This window comes from Amycolatopsis acidicola, assembly GCF_007713735.2.
In the GTDB taxonomy this organism is placed as follows: Bacteria; Actinomycetota; Actinomycetes; order Mycobacteriales; family Pseudonocardiaceae; genus Amycolatopsis_E; species Amycolatopsis_E acidicola.
The window spans coordinates 70,755-87,391 of sequence record NZ_VMNW02000008.1 but is presented as its reverse complement, the minus strand read 5'-3'; the positions used below and the strand labels follow the sequence as shown (position 1 = coordinate 87,391).

General features: G+C 65.7%; 15 protein-coding genes. 9 read left to right on the top strand and 6 right to left on the bottom strand.

Going from position 1 to position 16,637, the window contains the following annotated elements:
- Positions 1–274 precede the first annotated feature (274 nt).
- Positions 275–1,318 (top strand): 2-keto-3-deoxygluconate permease, encoded by a 1,044-nt coding sequence (locus FPZ12_RS08280; protein WP_144748516.1) that lies wholly within the window; start codon positions 275–277, stop codon positions 1,316–1,318.
- Positions 1,319–1,363: 45 nt separating this feature from the next.
- Here the strand turns inward: FPZ12_RS08280 and FPZ12_RS08275 are convergent, their stop codons facing one another.
- Positions 1,364–2,323 carry a LysR family transcriptional regulator gene (locus tag FPZ12_RS08275; protein WP_144748517.1) on the bottom strand — a complete coding sequence of 320 codons (960 nt, stop codon included), beginning with the start codon at positions 2,321–2,323 and terminating at the stop codon, positions 1,364–1,366.
- 657 nt (positions 2,324–2,980) lie between these two features.
- On the opposite strand from FPZ12_RS08275, the gene FPZ12_RS08270 reads away from it, so the two are divergent.
- A complete protein-coding gene (locus FPZ12_RS08270; RefSeq protein ID WP_144748518.1) occupies positions 2,981–3,172 on the top strand; it encodes a 2-keto-3-deoxygluconate permease in 192 nt (63 codons plus the stop codon).
- A 468-nt stretch (positions 3,173–3,640) separates the two neighbouring features.
- A complete protein-coding gene (locus tag FPZ12_RS08265; protein ID WP_279537776.1) occupies positions 3,641–4,300 on the top strand; it encodes a helix-turn-helix domain-containing protein in 660 nt (219 codons plus the stop codon).
- 368 nt (positions 4,301–4,668) lie between these two features.
- Here FPZ12_RS08265 and FPZ12_RS08260 read toward each other — a convergent pair whose 3' ends face one another.
- Both FPZ12_RS08260 and FPZ12_RS46315 read right to left on the bottom strand, forming a co-directional pair.
- Positions 4,669–5,676 carry a permease gene (locus tag FPZ12_RS08260; RefSeq protein ID WP_166462642.1) on the bottom strand — a complete coding sequence of 336 codons (1,008 nt, stop codon included), beginning with the start codon at positions 5,674–5,676 and terminating at the stop codon, positions 4,669–4,671.
- A 68-nt stretch (positions 5,677–5,744) separates the two neighbouring features.
- The gene (locus FPZ12_RS46315; protein WP_243769733.1) at positions 5,745–6,317 is read right to left on the bottom strand and encodes a hypothetical protein; all 573 of its coding nucleotides are present in this window, start codon (positions 6,315–6,317) and stop codon (positions 5,745–5,747) included.
- On the opposite strand from FPZ12_RS46315, the gene FPZ12_RS08255 reads away from it, so the two are divergent.
- Positions 6,222–6,764, top strand: a complete 543-nt coding sequence (locus tag FPZ12_RS08255; protein WP_424923580.1) for a GntR family transcriptional regulator — start codon at positions 6,222–6,224, stop codon at positions 6,762–6,764. The two genes, FPZ12_RS46315 and FPZ12_RS08255, sit on opposite strands and share 96 nt — an antisense overlap.
- A gap of 80 nt (positions 6,765–6,844) precedes the next feature.
- On the opposite strand, the gene FPZ12_RS08250 is transcribed toward FPZ12_RS08255, so the two are convergent.
- From FPZ12_RS08250 to FPZ12_RS08240, 3 genes are read right to left on the bottom strand one after another with little or no spacing between them, the layout of a single operon-like run.
- Positions 6,845–8,140, bottom strand: a complete 1,296-nt coding sequence (locus FPZ12_RS08250; protein ID WP_144748521.1) for an MFS transporter — start codon at positions 8,138–8,140, stop codon at positions 6,845–6,847.
- 11 nt (positions 8,141–8,151) lie between these two features.
- Entirely contained in the window at positions 8,152–8,943 is a 792-nt protein-coding gene (locus tag FPZ12_RS08245; RefSeq protein WP_144748522.1) for an enoyl-CoA hydratase/isomerase family protein, read from the bottom strand.
- A 42-nt stretch (positions 8,944–8,985) separates the two neighbouring features.
- Positions 8,986–10,221 (bottom strand): lactonase family protein, encoded by a 1,236-nt coding sequence (locus FPZ12_RS08240; RefSeq protein WP_279537778.1) that lies wholly within the window; start codon positions 10,219–10,221, stop codon positions 8,986–8,988.
- 179 nt (positions 10,222–10,400) lie between these two features.
- Here FPZ12_RS08240 and FPZ12_RS08235 point away from each other — a divergent pair, with 179 nt between their 5' ends.
- The 5 genes from FPZ12_RS08235 to trxB all read left to right on the top strand — a co-directional run bounded on the left by FPZ12_RS08235 (position 10,401) and on the right by trxB (position 16,617).
- A complete protein-coding gene (locus tag FPZ12_RS08235; protein ID WP_243769731.1) occupies positions 10,401–11,513 on the top strand; it encodes an IS110 family transposase in 1,113 nt (370 codons plus the stop codon).
- Positions 11,514–11,886: 373 nt separating this feature from the next.
- Complete coding sequence (locus tag FPZ12_RS08230) at positions 11,887–13,137, top strand: MaoC family dehydratase (protein WP_144748967.1); 1,251 nt, start codon at positions 11,887–11,889, stop codon at positions 13,135–13,137.
- A complete protein-coding gene (locus FPZ12_RS08225; RefSeq protein ID WP_144748968.1) occupies positions 13,134–14,339 on the top strand; it encodes a CaiB/BaiF CoA transferase family protein in 1,206 nt (401 codons plus the stop codon). Before FPZ12_RS08230 ends, FPZ12_RS08225 begins: the two co-directional genes overlap by 4 nt.
- A gap of 16 nt (positions 14,340–14,355) precedes the next feature.
- A complete protein-coding gene (locus FPZ12_RS08220) occupies positions 14,356–15,570 on the top strand; it encodes a CaiB/BaiF CoA transferase family protein (RefSeq protein ID WP_166462640.1) in 1,215 nt (404 codons plus the stop codon).
- A 72-nt stretch (positions 15,571–15,642) separates the two neighbouring features.
- Entirely contained in the window at positions 15,643–16,617 is a 975-nt protein-coding gene (trxB, locus tag FPZ12_RS08215) for a thioredoxin-disulfide reductase (protein WP_481726099.1), read from the top strand.
- Positions 16,618–16,637 lie beyond the last annotated feature (20 nt).

Below are 16,637 nucleotides of genomic sequence, written 5' to 3'. Positions count from 1 at the left end.
AATTGCTGCTGGATCTCAATAGAACAAAAGTCTCTCTGGATCTCCTCGCGTCATCCACCTACAGTTCAGCAAATCTTCAAAAGACTCGTCCGATTAATGAAGATCTGCAGCAATCGACTGCCCCGCACCCCCTCCAGCCGGCCATACGTCCTGACGGCGGCCAAGCATTATCATGACAAGTCCCCGAATCGCGCCCCTTCGTCTTCGTTGCGGATAAGTAACAGCGCGATTTCAAGACCGAAGGTCGGCGCGATTTTATGAAGGAACAGCGATCATGAAAAACGGACTACAACGAGTCGGTCGTGTCTGCGGCCGGATTCCCGGACTGATCAACATCGGCCCGTTGCTGCTGGGCGCGCTGGTCAGCACCTTCCTGCCCGGCTTGCTGAACATCGGCGGGTTCACCACGGCCCTGTTCCACACCGGGACCAGCACGCTCATCGGGCTCTTCTTCCTGTGCATGGGCGCGGAACTGAACCCTCGGACCACGGGGCCCGCGGTGGAAAAGGGCGTGGCAACCCTGCTCGGCAAAACCGCCGCTGGCGTAACCGTCGGACTGGCGGTGGCCTACATTCTTCCCGGTGGCACACTGTTCGGCCTTGTGCCGCTGGCCATCATCGCTGCGATGACGAACTCGAACACGGCACTGTACGCAGCATTGATGAAACAATTCGGTAACACGACCGACCGGGGCGCCGCCGGTATCATCGCCTTGAACGACGGTCCGTTCATCACGCTTCTCGCGCTCGGCATCTCCGGGTTGGCCGCATTCCCCTTCAAGACGTTCCTTGGCCTGCTGATCCCGTTCGTCATCGGGTTCATCCTGGGCAACTTCAGCCCGAAGGCACGCGAATTCCTCAGCCCGGGTGGGCTGCTGCTCATCCCGTTCATGGCGTTCGGCGTCGGCAGTGGTATCAACCTCACCACCCTGGGCCGGGCGGGCCTGTCGGGAATTCTGCTCGCCCTGATGACCATCACGATGTGCGGCGGGGCAGCCATGCTGGTCCTGCGGGCAATCCACCTCATTCGCCGCCGGCCACGCGAATGCCGGAACGTCGTCGCCGGCGCCGCCGAAGGGACGACAGCGGGTAACGCCGTCGCGGTTCCCGCCGCCATCGCACTGATCGATCCCGCATACCAGGGAGTCGAAGCAGTGGCGACCGCTCAGGTGGCAACCTCGACAGTCGTGACGGCGCTACTCATCCCCTTCGTCGTCGCGTTCGTCTCCCGTCAGCAAGCCAAACGGGGCGTGTCGGTCGAAGCCGAGGAGCGATGGTACGACCGGAAGCGAGCAACGCCACAGCTGGCGACCGAATGATCTGGCGGCCCCGGCGCACGGAAGTCGCCGCGCGCCGGGCCCGCATCACCTCGAATGCCCGGAACTCGAACTCAGTCGTCGTGCGTCGTGCGTTTCGATCGCACGCCGGACTTGGTCGGCCAGCGGCGCGGCGATCGACTTCTGTACATAGCGCACGAATCGAGCGACAGCGGGGGACATCTCCTCCCGCCAGCACATCGCCAGGTCCAACGACGGCCCGTCGTCGATGGGCCGGTAGACCGCCCCATCAACCTTGACGCACTGGATGGAGTGCGGCACGACGGCAACACCGATACCGGCCGAGACCAGGCCGACGACCGCGGCCACCATGCCGACCTCCTGACCGATCCGCGGGTCGAAACCCGCCTTCCTGCAGGCGGAGAAGACCACTTGGTTCGCGCGGGAGTCCGATCGGCTGGAAAACGTGATGAACGGATCCCGCTGGAGGTCGGTGAGCCGAACGCTCGACGCGGCCGCTCCGGGATGTCCCGCCGGGAGCAGCGCGACCATCGGCTCGCTGTCGACGACCTCGACCGACCAGCCGTCGACAGCGACCGGAGGACGGAGGAACCCGATGTCCAGCCGGCCATCCACAAGAGCGGGAACCTGCTGACTCGTCATCATCTCCGGACTCAGGTGGATCACGAGCCGCGGATGCTCGTGCCGAAAACCCCGCACGAGCCGCGGAACCAGCGAGTACGTGGCCGAACCGGCGATTCCGATCGACAGCCGGCCGGTGACACCTTCTCCGCGTTCCCTCGTCGCCTCGATCGCATCGTCCAGGCCGGCGAGAATCTCACGGGCGCGAGCGACCAGGACCTCGCCGGCCGGCGTGAGGGACACGCTCCGGGTGGAACGCACGAACAGTTCCACCCCCACCTCGCGTTCGACGCGCTGGATGTGCTGGCTCAGCGAAGGCTGCGAAACCGACAACCGACTGGCCGCACGCTGAAAGTGGCATTCCTCCGCCAGGGCCAAAACGTACTGCAGCTGCCGAACTTCCACGACTCTCCCGGCCGTCGGTCAGGACGCGGGCCGAGTCTGCGACGGCAACAGCTGCGCTCCTGAGCTGGTCTTATCCGCCCCCAGCCTAGCCTTGCAGCTCGCAGCGGCCGCTATACCCGAGCACGCACCGGGGCGAAGGTCCCTTTCGAAGGTGGTGACGGATCGACGGGCCATGCCGTCCCGTCGTCATCCCCTGGTGGGATCGCGTGGTGCGCTGCCGACTACTTCCTCTCCTCGTCGGCCGCGTCGGTGTACCGCATACGGCTGTTGTTGGTGGACGGCACGGTCTCGTCACTGCGAGACTTTCCCCAGGAGTTCGACGATGATCTGGCGGTGCTCCTGGTCGCCGACATTGGGGATCGGATGTTCCGGGATCCCGTCGGCGCCCACAATTTGGAACTGCGAGGACGAGCTCCCAGACGCGCACGTACTCATTTTCAAAGACAAGTTCCGTTCCGACATCGGTTCGCTGCAGGCTGTTCTCTGCCTGTGGTGCTGGTTCTCCGCGAAGTCAGTGGTGGCCTTTGCGGAGAAGAATTGTTGATTCCCTCATGGCATTCTGCATGGGGAGAGGCTTCGATCTCGCGGCACTCAGACAGGCTGGAGTACCCGGCGTGCTGTTGGGGCTGCTCACGGTCGCCCTCCCGGGTGGGCGTGATGCTGTTCCTACGGGGCATCCACGTCCTACGGCGCCGGTATAAGGAGCAGCGCAATGTGATCGCCGGCGCGGCTGAGACCACGACCACGGGCAACGCCGTCGCCGCGCCCGCCGCGGTGGCGTTGGCCGACCAGGCTTACCGGTCGATGGATGCGCTCGCCCGGCTCAGATCGCCGCACCGACGATCCTGACCTCGATCTTCGCGCCCTTCTTCGTCGCCGCGGCGGCGGGTTGGCAGACGCGGCGTGGTGTATCGCCGGCGGCTGTGGAGGGGCCATCGGCGCAAGCGGCGCCCCAGAAGGAGCCTGCCACCGGGTGAGAGCCTCGCTCCAGAAGGCTGGCGCTCTCTTCGCGACCGGCGTGACGAGGTTTGTGGTTTCGCAAGTGCCGCCCGGGGCGAAGAAGCGCTACTGAAAATCGTTCGGTTTGCTGCTTCCCGCTCACGGCGCCAGTGGCCAAGGTTACTATTACTATGACGGGTCGCGGGGGTGGCGCGGCGAAAAGATGTGAGGTGAAGGACTTCGTCCGCATCCGTGCCCGGATACCGAGATTCGGCCGTCTGTCGTGCATCTGTCAATATAAACTGACGGAGACGCTTGACCCCCTCGCCTCTTGATCACGAGGGAGTCTGGGCGAGTGAGCCCCAGCTGGACCGCCAGGTGCGTTGGCGCTTGGCGGTCCTGTGCCACGTCGAGGAAGTCGCTGGGAACGCGGACATGACCTGCCGCTACTTTGGGATCACGCGGCAGACGTACTACAACTGGCTGCGTCGCTACCGGGCCGAAGGCACCGATGGGCCGCGCGACCGGTCGAAGCGGCCGCGGACCATCCCGAATGCGACCCGCGCCGAGGTGATCGAGGTGTACCTCAAGCGGTATCACGACGTCACGATCAGCAAGTCCGGTGTGTGGCACATCCTCGACCGCCTCGACATGAGCCGGCTACCGGCCTCACAGCGCTACAAGCGGCACGACCGCCGCTGGAAACGCTACGAGAAGCAACGGCCGGGCCACCACGTGCAGATCGATGTCAAGTTCGTCGAACCGCTGCCTGGCTCAGGCAAGCACAAGCCCGGAGCCACGCCTGTCGGCCGGCGCGGGAAGTTCTGCCAGTACACCGCGTTCGACGACTGCACCCGCCTGCGGGTGCTGAACGTCTACCCGGACAACAACCAGAAAACGGCCGTCCAGTTCCTCGACTACGTGCTGTCCCAGCTGCCGTTCGCAGTCGAGACGATCCAGACCGACAACGGCGCGGAGTTCCAGTCGGCGTTCCACTGGCACGTGCTCGACAAGGGCATCAACCACATCTACATCTAGCCCGCCACCCCGCGGCTGAACGGCAAGGTCGAGCGCAGTCACCGCATCGACGCGGAAGAGTTCTACCTTCTGCTCGACGGGATCGTCATCGACGACATCGACATCTTCAACGCCCGTCTCAAGGAGCGGCAGGACTACTACAACTTCGACCGCCCCACGGCGGCCTCGACGGCCAAACACCCTATGAGAGACTGCGCCAGAAAACGAAAACCCCCAGGCCCGCAGGTAAACGATGATCGCCAGCGGCACACCGACAGCATCGAGGACGTGATGGCAGGGCGCGGCGGGTTGCACGCGACAACGCGCTGTCCGCCGAACTGTTCGCTGATCGGGGCAGACGGGAGGGCGCGCTTTCCGGCGGCCTCAGATCACCACAACAGGACGAGCAGTACGGCCGAGAATACGCTTGCGAGTGCTACGGCCCCGGCCATTGCGACGGTTACTCGCCACGACAGGGCGCGGCCGACGATTATCATTGACGGCAGGCTCAGCGCGGGCAGGGCGATCAGCAAGGCGCCCGCACTTCCGATCGAGGGTGCGGTTGCCGTCAGTGCGAGCACCACGGGGATCTCGCCGCCGGTCGGGATCACCAGGAGCGTGCCGAGCGCGGCGCAGACGAGGATTGTCGCCACGCCGAGTGTCGCGGCCAGGCCGGAGAAGTCGGAGAGCCAGCCGCTCAGCGCGCCGACGAGGAAAACGACTACGACGTACTCCGGAACGAAGATCAGCGCGAACCGGCCGAGCGATCGCAGGTATCGTCGCGGCAGGTCCCTCGCCCGCGATGGTTCTGTTGTCTCCCAGGGAATTCCGGTCGTAGTTTCCGTGGATGCCGAAGGGCGGGCGAGCCGCGCCACCAGGGCACTGGCGCCGACGACGAGCAAAACCCCGACTACCAGCCGGGTCACCCCGAACTGCCAGGGCGCCACCAGGAAGAGGAAAACGAGCACAGCCGGGTTCAGCACCGGATTGCCCACCCAGTAGGCGAGACTGGCCGCTACGCCCGCGCCGCGTCGACGCAGCCCGACGGCGACCGGCGCGGTGCAGCAGGTGCACATGAGGCTGGGTAAGGACGCCACGCCTCCGGCGATGGTCTGTCCGAGCCGTGTTCGGCGGTTCAGTGCGGACAACAGCCACGCCTTCGGCATCAAGGCGTCGACACCGGCGGCGAGCGCCAGCCCGACCACCGCGGCAGGCCAGACCGACTCGAAGTAGGCGGTACTGAATCGCCATGCGCCAGACAGTGAGGGGCTGGCCCCCGGCGCGCCGGCCTTCGCGAAGATCGCGCCACCTGACCATGTGTGTGTACTGGCCATCGTGATCGCCTTGACGGCATAGGGGAGCCATTTCGCCCATAGCAGGCCTGCGGCGAAGAGCACGGTCAGTGCGCACCCACCCACGATGCCGGTTCGAACTCCGGGCACTGTTCGGTGATCGGCTCTTGACGTCATAAAAGGGGCCTTTCCGTCTGGTGTGGTTCGGTATCGAGCGATGCCCGGCAGCCGGTGTGGGCAGCGATCATCGCCTTCCGATGGGATTTTCGGCGAGGCTTACCCGGTCTCTGCCGAGTTTTCAGTGCTCGGAAAAACTGGCTCTGATAAAGAGGATGGTGCACAAAGGACTTGGAGAAATTGCCGGAGCTGATTACAATCTGCTTGCCAGTAAACAAACTTTCAAGGTTGGTGATCCAGTGGGCGAAAAGATGACTCGATTGCGGCAGGCCATGAGTCGGATCGCCCACTGGTTGGTAGAGGTGTTTCCGGGCGGGAGCCTTATCCGGTCGGCAGGACCGGTTCGCGGTGTCGTCGCGCGATACAGGTCGATCAGGTGGCTCGATGTGCGCCGGGCCTGGGCGGAGCGCTGAACGGTGCACGCGCAGGCGCATGTGGTTGAGGCCGTCCGTCGGGGGATCGCGACGGGTGAATTGCTTCCCGGGCAACGCTTGGTCGAGGCCGACCTTGGCGAGAAGCTCGGTGCGAGCCGTGGGATGGTGCGAGGCGCGTTGATGAAACTCGTCCACGAAGGGCTGCTCGAACAGATCCCGCACAGTGGCGTGCGCGTACGCGCGATCACGGAGGAGGAGGCGACGCAAACCGCTGAAGCTTGCCTGGCGCTGCAGGCGATGTGCGTGGCCAAAGCGGCGAGGATGGCCGGCGAAGCCGATGTTGAACGCTTCCACCGAATTGGCGTAGCTCTGCGCCAGGCGGTCACGTCTCGCAACCTGACGGAGTTCGAACGGGCGGTAGGGGAGTTCGACGACCTTGTGCTGCGGGTATCCGCGCAGAATGTCGCAGGGGAGATCGTCGGCCGGCTGCGGGTGCGGATCGCTCACACTGAACGAAAGGCGCTGCTGCGAGGGAGTGCGCTCGAAGCTACGGCGCTCCGGTACGAGGAAATGATCGAGGCCATCGCCGGCGGCGACGCCGAGCGGGCCAGCGCAGCCCTGGCGAGTCTTGTCGCGGTGTGACAGGTCGCGGTCCTTGCCGCCACGGTGCGAAACTTGTTCTCTCACAAATGTTTCCTCAGCGCGGATCGAGTGGGACGTGCTCAGCGTTGAAGCCGGGAACCTGCTCCTGCCGGTTCGGGCCTGGAGCTGATCACGCCGAGTTTGCTGAGGACGAGCAGCAAGGCGAGCGCGACCGCCATCAGTGCGGCGGCGGCCTCGAATGAGGAACGAAGCCCGCCGAAGTCCGCGGCGAATCCGAGCAACACCGCACCGATGGCGTTCGCGAGGTCGAGACTCATGAAGAACGTCGAGTTCGCCATGCCACGCGATTGTTTGTTCGCGGCAAGCACGGCCAGCGCGTTGAGCCCGGGGGTGACCAGGCCGAGTCCCAGGCCGAAAAATGCACCGCCGAGGAGGAGCACGGGGAGGTTCGGCGTCCACGCGATGAGCGCCATGGCGACTATCTCGCACATGATTCCGGGCCCGATCACCCACAATTGGCCGAAGCGTTCCCCGACGCGGCTGACGCCGATCCGCGACACCGCGGCCATGATTCCGCTTGCGGTGAAGAACACCCCCGGATTGGCAATGCCGCGCTCGATCGCCCAGGCCGCGAGGAAGGTGTTCACGCTGACGGTTCCCAGCGCGACGAAGAACATCACCAGCGAGGGCTTCCAGGCCCCGCGTTCGATCAGCCGGTCGATGAGCCGGGAGCGCGATGGGTGCTTCGCGGCCGCAGCGTGATCGCCGGACGCGGGCGATGCCGAATGTTCCTCGGCGGCGGCGCGTCGGCGGTCCGCGTCGACCTTCTTCGCCGTTGCCGCGAGCGGGAATCGGACGACGATGTCGAGCACGGCGATGCCGAAGACTCCGCCGAACGCCACCGTGTAACCGAATTCGGTCTGGAGCCACAGTGCGACTGCGGGGGCGAATACCTGAGCGACGGTCTGCTCGATGCCGAGATATCCGATTCCCTGCGACATCCGTGCTTCGGGGATGATGTCGGTCGCGAGTGTCATCGCCGCGGTGCCGTTGAAACTGAAGCCCCAGCCCTGGATTGCTCGCGCGGCCAGAACCAGCCAGACCGGCAGTGGTAAGACGTACAGGCCCGTGGCGACGCAGAAAATGACCGCGCCGGCGGTCATCACGGCCCATCGTCCTCGGGTCTCCACACTTCGGCCCGCCCACGGTCGCGTTAGGACCGCCGCAATCATGTAGAGCGTTGTCGTGAGCCCTGCTTCGGTTGCCCCGAACCCGCGTTGGATGACATAAAGCGGCACCAGCGACACGAGCATGAACGTGCGGAACCGCAGCAGCCCGTTCGCGATCATGAGATAGAAAAACGGAGCCGTGAAAATGCGCTCGGGACTGGTTTCCTTGGCGTCGACGTAGGCCATCTGCACCCTTCTCAGCGCGAGCGCCGCGAAGCGAGGAAGGCGCGGACGGACTCCCGGTGGTCCGGCGTCGAATAGCAGATCGCCTGAGCCTGGGCGCCGAGGCGATCGACCTCCTCCAGCCCCGATTCGAACGTCACGTTCAGGATCTCCTTCGCCACTCCGATTGCCGTCGCCGGACGGGCTGCGAACTCGGCGGCCCACGCGAGTGCGTCCTCGAGGGCCGATCCGTCCTCGGCGAGCCGGTCGACGAGACCGATCGCCAGCGCTTCCTCCGCGTCCACGCGCCGGCCGCTGAACACCAAGTCCTTGGCCTTAGCGAGTCCGACGCGCCGCGGCAGGTGGTACATGCTGCCGCCGTCCGGGACGAGGCCCCGGTGCACGAACGATTCGGCGAACGTCGCGCTCTTCGCGGCAACGATGAAATCACAGGTGAGCGCGAGATCGAGTCCGAGTCCCATCGCCGCGCCATTGACGGCGGCGATGGTCGGGACCGGGAGATCGTGAAACAGTTCCAGTGTCCAGTGCAGGCTCCGCTGCCGACGCCACCCCAATTCGGGTGCGCGATCTCCTTCTTCGAGGCGCTTCTCCATCCCGCGAACATCGCCGCCCGCGCAGAACGCCACACCGGAACCAGTGAGGACAAGCGCACGAAGGTCGCTGCTCGCCGCGGCGTTTTCGATCGCGTCGCGGAGACCGGCGCGCATGGCATCGTCGATGGCGTTTCGCTTACCGGGCCGGTCCAACGTGATGACGCCGATCGTGCCGGCTTCGTAACGGATGCCGCTGCTGGAAATCTCAAGCATGAATATCTCCTTTGTGGAAGCTGTGTTCTTCGGCCGACTCGGTCATCGACGAGGGGCGAACGTGACGCTGCCGGCGGCGGCCACCTCCACTCGTGTGCCGGTGTCCGCGAGGCGCCCGTCGTCGCTGATCTTCCAGACCGTGACTGCTCCGGGATCTGTGGTCGCGAGGAGAAGATGTCTGCCGTCGGGGCTGATGGCGCAAGCGCGTGGACCACGATCCGGCAAGTGGATTTCCTGAATGATCCGCAGCGCGCCGGTGGAATCGTCCACTGTGAACACGGTCAGCGCGTCGACCAGACGGAGCAGTGTGTAGACGGATTTGCCGTTGGGATGCACGCGGAGGTCAGCCTGAACCGAACCGGGCAGCTCGCTGACGCCATCGGGCGCCGTGTCGAATACGCCGGCCGAGACAATGCCTCCGGACTCGTCGTACCGGAAGGCTTCGACGATGAGCCTTCGTTCGTGATTCACCCAGAAATACGGCAGCGTCGGGTGGAATGCCGAATAACGCGGCGAGCTCCCGGGGGCGGACGGATGGCGCGCGACCTGCTCCAGGCGGTCGTCCCGCACGCGGAACGTCTCGACCAGGTCGCTGCCCTTGTCGCAGACGACGAAGAACGATCCCGACGGAGACGCGGTCACTGAATGCAACTGGGGATGAGTCTGCTTGTCGAGAGGGCCCGGCCGGTCGCGATGGGTGAACACATCGAGTGGCGGGCCGACCCGGCCCAGGCCGTCGAGCGGGAACAGGACCGTCGTCGGATCATCCCAGACGGTGTCGAGCACGTACCCGTCGGCGGTTTGTTTGACGTGTGTGGAGGGCGTGCGGTTCGTGTGGTGGGTCGTGACCGCCCGCGTCGCGTCGGAGTTGAGCGCGATTCCGCTTGGCAGGCAACCGAAACTCGGGGATCGGGTGACTTCGGTGAGCTCGAGTCCGTCGTCGGAGACTTGATAACCCAGTACCTGGCCACCGCCGCCGCTGTAGGAGCCAGGAAGCGTGTCGGCTTCGTCCGTGCAGTAGACGAGGCCGCGGCGGTGGTCGACCGCGGTGTAACCAACGCTGATCCCCTGAGCGTGCTCGGCGATCCGGTCGAGCTTCCCGGACGCATTGTCGAGCATGAACGTCGTGAACCCGGGTTTCGGGGGCTGCTTCCTCGGGTCGAAGTTCCCGACGAGCACGATCTCGCGGGCCGGCCGCCGCTCTGTGCTCACTAGGGCACCATCCTTTCTGCAGCCCGGTCGAGTAGGGTTGTGATCCCTCGGTCCCGGTGGGTGCATGGCCATCGTTGCGAGCCGTTCGACGGCCAGCATGAGTCTTGCCAGCTCTGCCGGGCCGGGGTCGCCTTACCGGCCTTAGGAACATGCCCTGACCTGGTCAAGGGCCGATTAGTGAGCTTCCGGCGGGCGTCCCCGTGATCGAGCGGGTCCTTCACCAGTGACGAAGGAGTACCGCGCGCGTGTTCGCGGGATGGGACTGGGCCACCGGCTCGCATGACGTGACCGTCATCGACCAGGCCGGAACAAGAACCGACCGATGGGCCCTGGCCCACACCGAGACCGGGATGACCACCACGCTGGCCCGGTTGCGCCGCCACGGCGACCCTGCCGATCTGCCGGTCGCGATCGAGACCACCCGGGGCCTGGTCGTCGACCGGATGCTGGCCGCCGGGCATCCGGTAATTCCCATACACCCCAACGCATTCAACGCCATCCGGCCTCGCTGGGGTGCCGCCCGGGCCAAAACCGATCCCGGGGACTCGTTCAAACTCGCCGACTACCTGCGCACCGACGGCCACCAGCTGCGCACCCTGACACCCACCATGGCCGAAACGCTGGAATTGCAGGCGCTGACCCGTCAACGCTCCGACCACGTCGAGGCTCGAATCACCGCAGTCAACCAGCTCGCCGCCCTGCTGGACGAACACTGGCCCGGCGGCAAAGCAGTTTTCGCCAGCCTGGACAGCGACATCGCACTGTCCTTTCTGGACCAATACCCCACCCCGCAGGCCGCGGCACGCCTGACCCCCGCCCGGCTGGAAGCGTTCTGCACACAACACGGCTACTCCGGCAGACGACCCGGCAGCGTGCTGATCGAGCGCCTGCGCGCCGCCCCACACGCCGCGTCCCGGCTGAGTCCCCAGATCGTGACCCAGCTCGTCACCATCCAGGTCCGGACGGTGCGAGCCATCCGCGCCATCATCCGCGAACTGGACACCACCATCGCCAACGCGACCACCACCCACCCCTACGCGGCCCTGATCGCCGGACTGCCCCGCATCGGCACCATCAACCTCGCCCAGATCATCGGAGAGATCGGCCCCATGCTCGAACGCGCCACCAGCTTCGCCCAGCTCACCGCCGAAACCGGCGCCGCCCCCGTCACCAAAGAATCCGGCAAACACCGCGCAGTCACCTTCCGCCACGCGGTCAACCGCCGCGCCCGACAAGCACTCACCACCTGGGCCGACAACAGCCGCCACGGCAACGACTGGGCCGCCACGATCTACAACCAGGCCCGAGCCCGAGGCAAACGCCACCCCCACGCCATCCGCATCCTCACCCGCGCCTAGCTCCGCATCATCTGGGCCTGCTGGCGCGACAAAACCTGCTACGAACCCCTCATCCACCAACCCAAGATCAACAAAACGCCAGAGTTGACTTAGGAAACTCATGTCGGTACCCGCCTTCCGGACGCGGTGACTCCGCATCGCTGTCGCCCCAACGCGGCTTTGGCCGCTGTGACCTCGGCATTCACCTGCAACCTCCTGCTCGGCGGGCGGCCTGTTCGGATCTCAGGCTTGCTTCCAGCCTAGGTTAAACTGCTAGCATTATCTCTAGCAATCCGGCTGGAGGTGGCAGATCGCTTGCGCCTCGCACCGGCTGTATGCCGGCGGCGCCGCCGACGCGGCGGACGTCCCGGTCTCGAGGGAGGAGTAGAAGTCAGTGGCAGACAATGGCTTCCGGAACGACCTGCTGAGCGACGAGTTCAACAACGCGGTGGACAAGTGGGCGGCGGAGCGCAACGCGCTCGTCGGTGATCTTGCGTTCCCGGAACAGGTCGGGAACCTGCGCAGCCCGTATGCCCCTCCCTCGAAGCGGGGGCCGAACTCGCACTACGCGCTTTTCAACGAAGAGGTCACGAAGGACCTCATCCGCCACTTCTGTGACGGCATCGGTGACAAGAACCCGCTCTACCGCTGGGACGAGTACGCGAAGTTCACCAAGCACGGTGGCGTGATCGCACCCAACGGGATCCTCATCTGCATCGGCGAGGCCGGGGCGGGGCAGGGGACCGTCGCCCCCGGGTTCGGCAGGAGCCTTGCCGGCGGCAGTTCATGGCGCTGGTTCGGCACGGTACGTCCTGGTGACAAGTTCCATGTTTTCGGTACGGACATGGGGGTGACCGAGAAGAAGCCGCGTCGCGAGGTGCCGTACCGGTTGTTCCAGGCGACCTACCGGACAACGTATCTCAACCAGCGCAACGAGACTGTCGCCGTCCGCGACCGGACGCGGATGCAGATCGTCGCGGAGTCGAGGCAGAAGACGGAAAGTGCGTTCACCGAGAGGCCGCGGCACCGGTACACGGAGGACGAGCTGGACGCGATCCACCAGGCGTATGAGGACGAGGAGAAGAACCGTCGCGGGTCGACGCCCCGATACTGGGAAGAGGTCTCCGCCGGCGACGAGCTCTTCCCCGTGGTAGCCGGCCCCTTGACGACACTCGACGTCCACGTGTGGATGGCGGCGATGGGACAGCAGTCCGCGTTCAACGTCAACTGGGACATGCTCCGGGGGCACGTCGCGGACCATGGCTGGGTCGATCCGGAAACGAACGCGCCACGCTGGCGTGCCGAGGCACACCTCGTCGATGCCGCTGCCCGTGTCACGGGTCTGCGGAGCGGCGCCTACGGCCACCACGGCCAGTTCGAGTCGCTCATGCAGAAGGCGATCCAGAACTGGATGGGCGATGACGGATTCCTTGTGTTCCAGAGCAACCGGACGCGTCGGCCGTCTTGGATGGGCGACACCACGACAGTGACGGGCTCGGTCACGCGCAAGTACGAAGAAGACGGCCGCCATCTCGTTGACATCGAGTGCTCCTGCACGACGCAGGATGGCGAGGTGCACCAGACGTGCGAGGCGACAGTCGCGCTTCCCTCGCGTTCGGCTTACCGGAACGAGGGTGCGCGATGAACGGGCCCTTCAGCGGACTGAAGGTGGTCGAGCTGGCCGAGATGGTCTCGGGACCGTACTGCGGGAAGCTCCTCGCGGATTTCGATGCCGAGGTCATCAAGGTCGAGCGCCCCGAGGGTGATCCCGCGCGCCGCCGCGGGCCGTTCCTCGGCGATGACCCCGACCAGGAGAAGTCCGGCCTGTTCCTGTACCTCAACACCAACAAGCGCGGAGTCACCCTCGACCTCGCCGACGCAACGGGCAGGACCCGGTTTCTTCGGCTCATCGCTGACGCCGACGTCCTCATCGAGGACCGTGCGCCCGGCGAGCTCTCGGAGCTCGGCCTCGGCTACGACGACCTCTCGGCGGTGAATCCGGGGCTCGTCATGGTTTCGATCACGCCCTTCGGGCAAGACGGCCCGTACCGCGACCGCGCGTCGACGCACCTGACCACCTACCACTCGAGCGGCCAGGGATACATGCTGCCGATGATGTCGGAGAACCTGGACCGCGAGCCGGTCCGGGGGCCCGGCTATCTCGGCGAGTACGACGCCGGCAGCGCCGCGGCGATCGCGGTCCTTTCCGCACTGTTCTGGCGCGACGGTGGTGGTGGTTCGGGGCAGCACATCGACATCTCGAAGCAGCACGCGATGGCGCACCTCGAGAGGTCCCAGCTGCGCCGCTATCTCGACAGCGGCGTGAGTCCGAACCGGACTGGGATGGGGCGGCTCCTCGAATCGCTCGTCCGGTGCAAGGACGGGATCTACGTCATCCTCATCCTGTCGTCGGAACACCAGTGGCAGGGGCTGTTCAGGGCGATGGGGCGCCCCGAGTGGGCGCGCGAGGAACGATTCGCCACGCAAGCGAGCCGGTCCGAGCACTATCCGGAGCTCCGCGAACGCCTCGCCGAATGGGCGGCCACGCTGACCTCGGACGAGGTTTTTCACCTGGTACAGAACGAAAAGAGCGCCTGTGCGCCGGCACAGACCGCGGAAACGTTCCACGCCTCAGAGCAGACTCGCGCGCGACAGTACTTCCTGCCGATAGCCCACCCCGTCACCGGCGTTCTCGAATACCCGGGCTGGCCGTACCGGTTCTCCGGGGTCGAGTGGCGCCCGACGACCGGGGCGCCGCTTCTCGGTCAGCACAACGACGAAGTTCTCGACGACTCGCGGCGCGATGTCGACTACGAGGACCAGCCGGCGACAGCCAGCGTGCGATGACGAAATGGAAGACTCGATGAACGAAAAGCAGGGCCCACTCGCCGGTGTTCGTGTAGCCGATTTCGGACATGTGCTCGCCGGGCCGTATTCGACGATGCTGCTGGCGGAACTCGGCGCGGAGGTCATCAAGATCGAAAGCGGGTCGAAGATCGACGAGCAGCGAGTGCTGCACGGCGCCGGCGCGAGCAAGGATCCCGAAGCGTCGTCGAACTTCTTCGAAATCAACCTCAACAAACGTAGCGTCACGCTCAACCTCAAGCAGGAGCGTGGCGTGGAGCTGGCGGAGCGGATCGTCGCCAAATGCGATGTCGTGATGGAGAACATGCGCCCGGGCGTCATGGACCGGCTCGGCCTGGGCTACGAAACGCTTCGCGCGGTGAAACCCGACATCATCATGCTGTCGCTCTCGGGCTTCGGCGCGACGGGACCGTTCCGGTCCTACACCGCTTACGCTCCCTGCTTCACCTGTTTCTCGGGCCAAGCGAACCTGACGGGTTACGCGGACGGTACACCGAACCAGCTCACCAGCAGCGGCGATTCGAGGGCAGGCACGACCGGCGCCTTCGCCATTCTCGCCGCGCTGCTCATCCGGCAGCGCACCGGTGCGGGCCAGTACATCGACCTGTCCTCCTCGGAAGCGCTCAACCAGCTCATCGGGGACCAGATGATGGACTGGACCATGAACCGCCGGTCGCCATCCCGTACCGGCAACCACGACGCGCAAATGGCTCCGCACAACGTTTACCGCACGGCCGGCGACGACGAATGGGTCAGCATCGCGGTCCAGGACGACGACCACTGGGCGGCCTTCGTCGGCATACTCGGCAGCCCGTCGTGGGCCACCGATCCTGACCTGGCGACCTCAGCCGGAAGGCTGGCCCGCGAGGAAGAGCTCGACGAGCGCATCGCGGCGTGGACACGGACGCGGCGCGCTTCCGACCTCACCGAAAAGCTCCAGGCGGCGGGCATCGCGGCGATGCCGTCGTTCACCGCGGAGCAGGTGTTCAACGACCCGCAGCTCCTGCACCGCGGAGCGATCACCGAGGTGGATCACGTTCGACTCGGCCGACGCCGGACGATCGCCCCGCCGTGGCTGTTCTCGCGTACGCCGGCCAGGATCACCCGGCCTGCGCCACAACTCGGTGAGGACAACGACGAAATCCTCGGTGGCCTGCTCGGCATCCAGCCCGACGAACTCGAAGACCATATCGCGGTGGGGGCCGTTCGATAGCGGTCGTTCGGACAAGACGACGAATTCAGACGGTCTGCTCGCCGCGCGCGGGCCGCGCTCGAGAGAGAAGGTTTGATGGGCAACCGGATGCGCGATGTGATCATCGTCGGCAGTGGGCCTGCCGGCTATACGGCCGCTATCTACGCGGCGCGCGCGGAGCTGGAGCCGCTGCTCTTCGAAGGCTCGATCGCCGCCGGCGGCGCGCTGATCAACACGACCGAGGTGGAGAACTTTCCCGGTTTCACCGACGGGGTGCTGGGCCCACGACTGATGCAGCAGATGCGTGCTCAGGCCGAGCGCTTCGGCGCCGAGCTGGTCGCCGACGATATCGTCACGATGGAACTGACCGGTGAGGTCAAGACCGTCACCGACTCCGGGGGCGCCGTCCACCGGGCCAAGGCGGTGATCCTGGCCATGGGCTCGGCCTACCGTAAGCTCGGTCTACCGGATGAGGAGCGGCTATCCGGCCACGGTGTCTCCTGGTGTGCCACCTGTGACGGATTCTTCTTCAAGGACAAGGACATCGCTGTCATCGGCGGTGGTGACTCGGCGACGGAGGAGGCCACCTTTCTCGCTCGTTTCGGCAGGTCGGTGACCGTCGTCCATCGTCGCGAGGAACTGCGCGCCAGCAAGATCATGGCCGACCGCGCGCGGGCGGACTCCAAGATCGATTTCGCGTTGGGCTGTGAGGTGGAGAAGATCAACGGGGCCGACTCCGTGGAGTCGATCACGCTTCGGGACGCCCGGACCGGTCAGACGCGTGACCTCGATGTCTCGGGGCTGTTCATCGCGGTCGGCCACGATCCGCGATCCGAGCTGCTGAAAGGGCAGATCGACCTCGACGCCGGGGGGTATGTCCTCACCCGAGAGCGAACCACTCGCACCAACCTGCCCGGAGTGTTCGCCTGCGGCGACCTGGTCGACCACACGTACCGGCAGGCGATCACCGCGGCCGGCAGTGGCTGCTCGGCCGCCCTGGACGCGGAACGCTACCTCGCGGACCAGGCCGATCGGGCGACAATGTCCGAGCCGGCGGCCGCCAGGTGATCCGGACTGTCCAATCTGGA

Bases quoted from the DNA above. Each gene is read 5' to 3' on its own strand.
- FPZ12_RS08280 (WP_144748516.1), top strand. From the start codon at position 275: ATGAAAAACGGACTACAACGAGTCGGTCGTGTCTGCGGCCGGATTCCC.
- FPZ12_RS08250 (WP_144748521.1), bottom strand. From the start codon at position 8,140: ATGGCCTACGTCGACGCCAAGGAAACCAGTCCCGAGCGCATTTTCACG.
- FPZ12_RS08240 (WP_279537778.1), bottom strand. From the start codon at position 10,221: ATGCACCCACCGGGACCGAGGGATCACAACCCTACTCGACCGGGCTGC.
- FPZ12_RS08225 (WP_144748968.1), top strand. From the start codon at position 13,134: ATGAACGGGCCCTTCAGCGGACTGAAGGTGGTCGAGCTGGCCGAGATG.
- FPZ12_RS08270 (WP_144748518.1), top strand. From the start codon at position 2,981: ATGCTGTTCCTACGGGGCATCCACGTCCTACGGCGCCGGTATAAGGAG.
- FPZ12_RS08245 (WP_144748522.1), bottom strand. From the start codon at position 8,943: ATGCTTGAGATTTCCAGCAGCGGCATCCGTTACGAAGCCGGCACGATC.
- FPZ12_RS08220 (WP_166462640.1), top strand. From the start codon at position 14,356: ATGAACGAAAAGCAGGGCCCACTCGCCGGTGTTCGTGTAGCCGATTTC.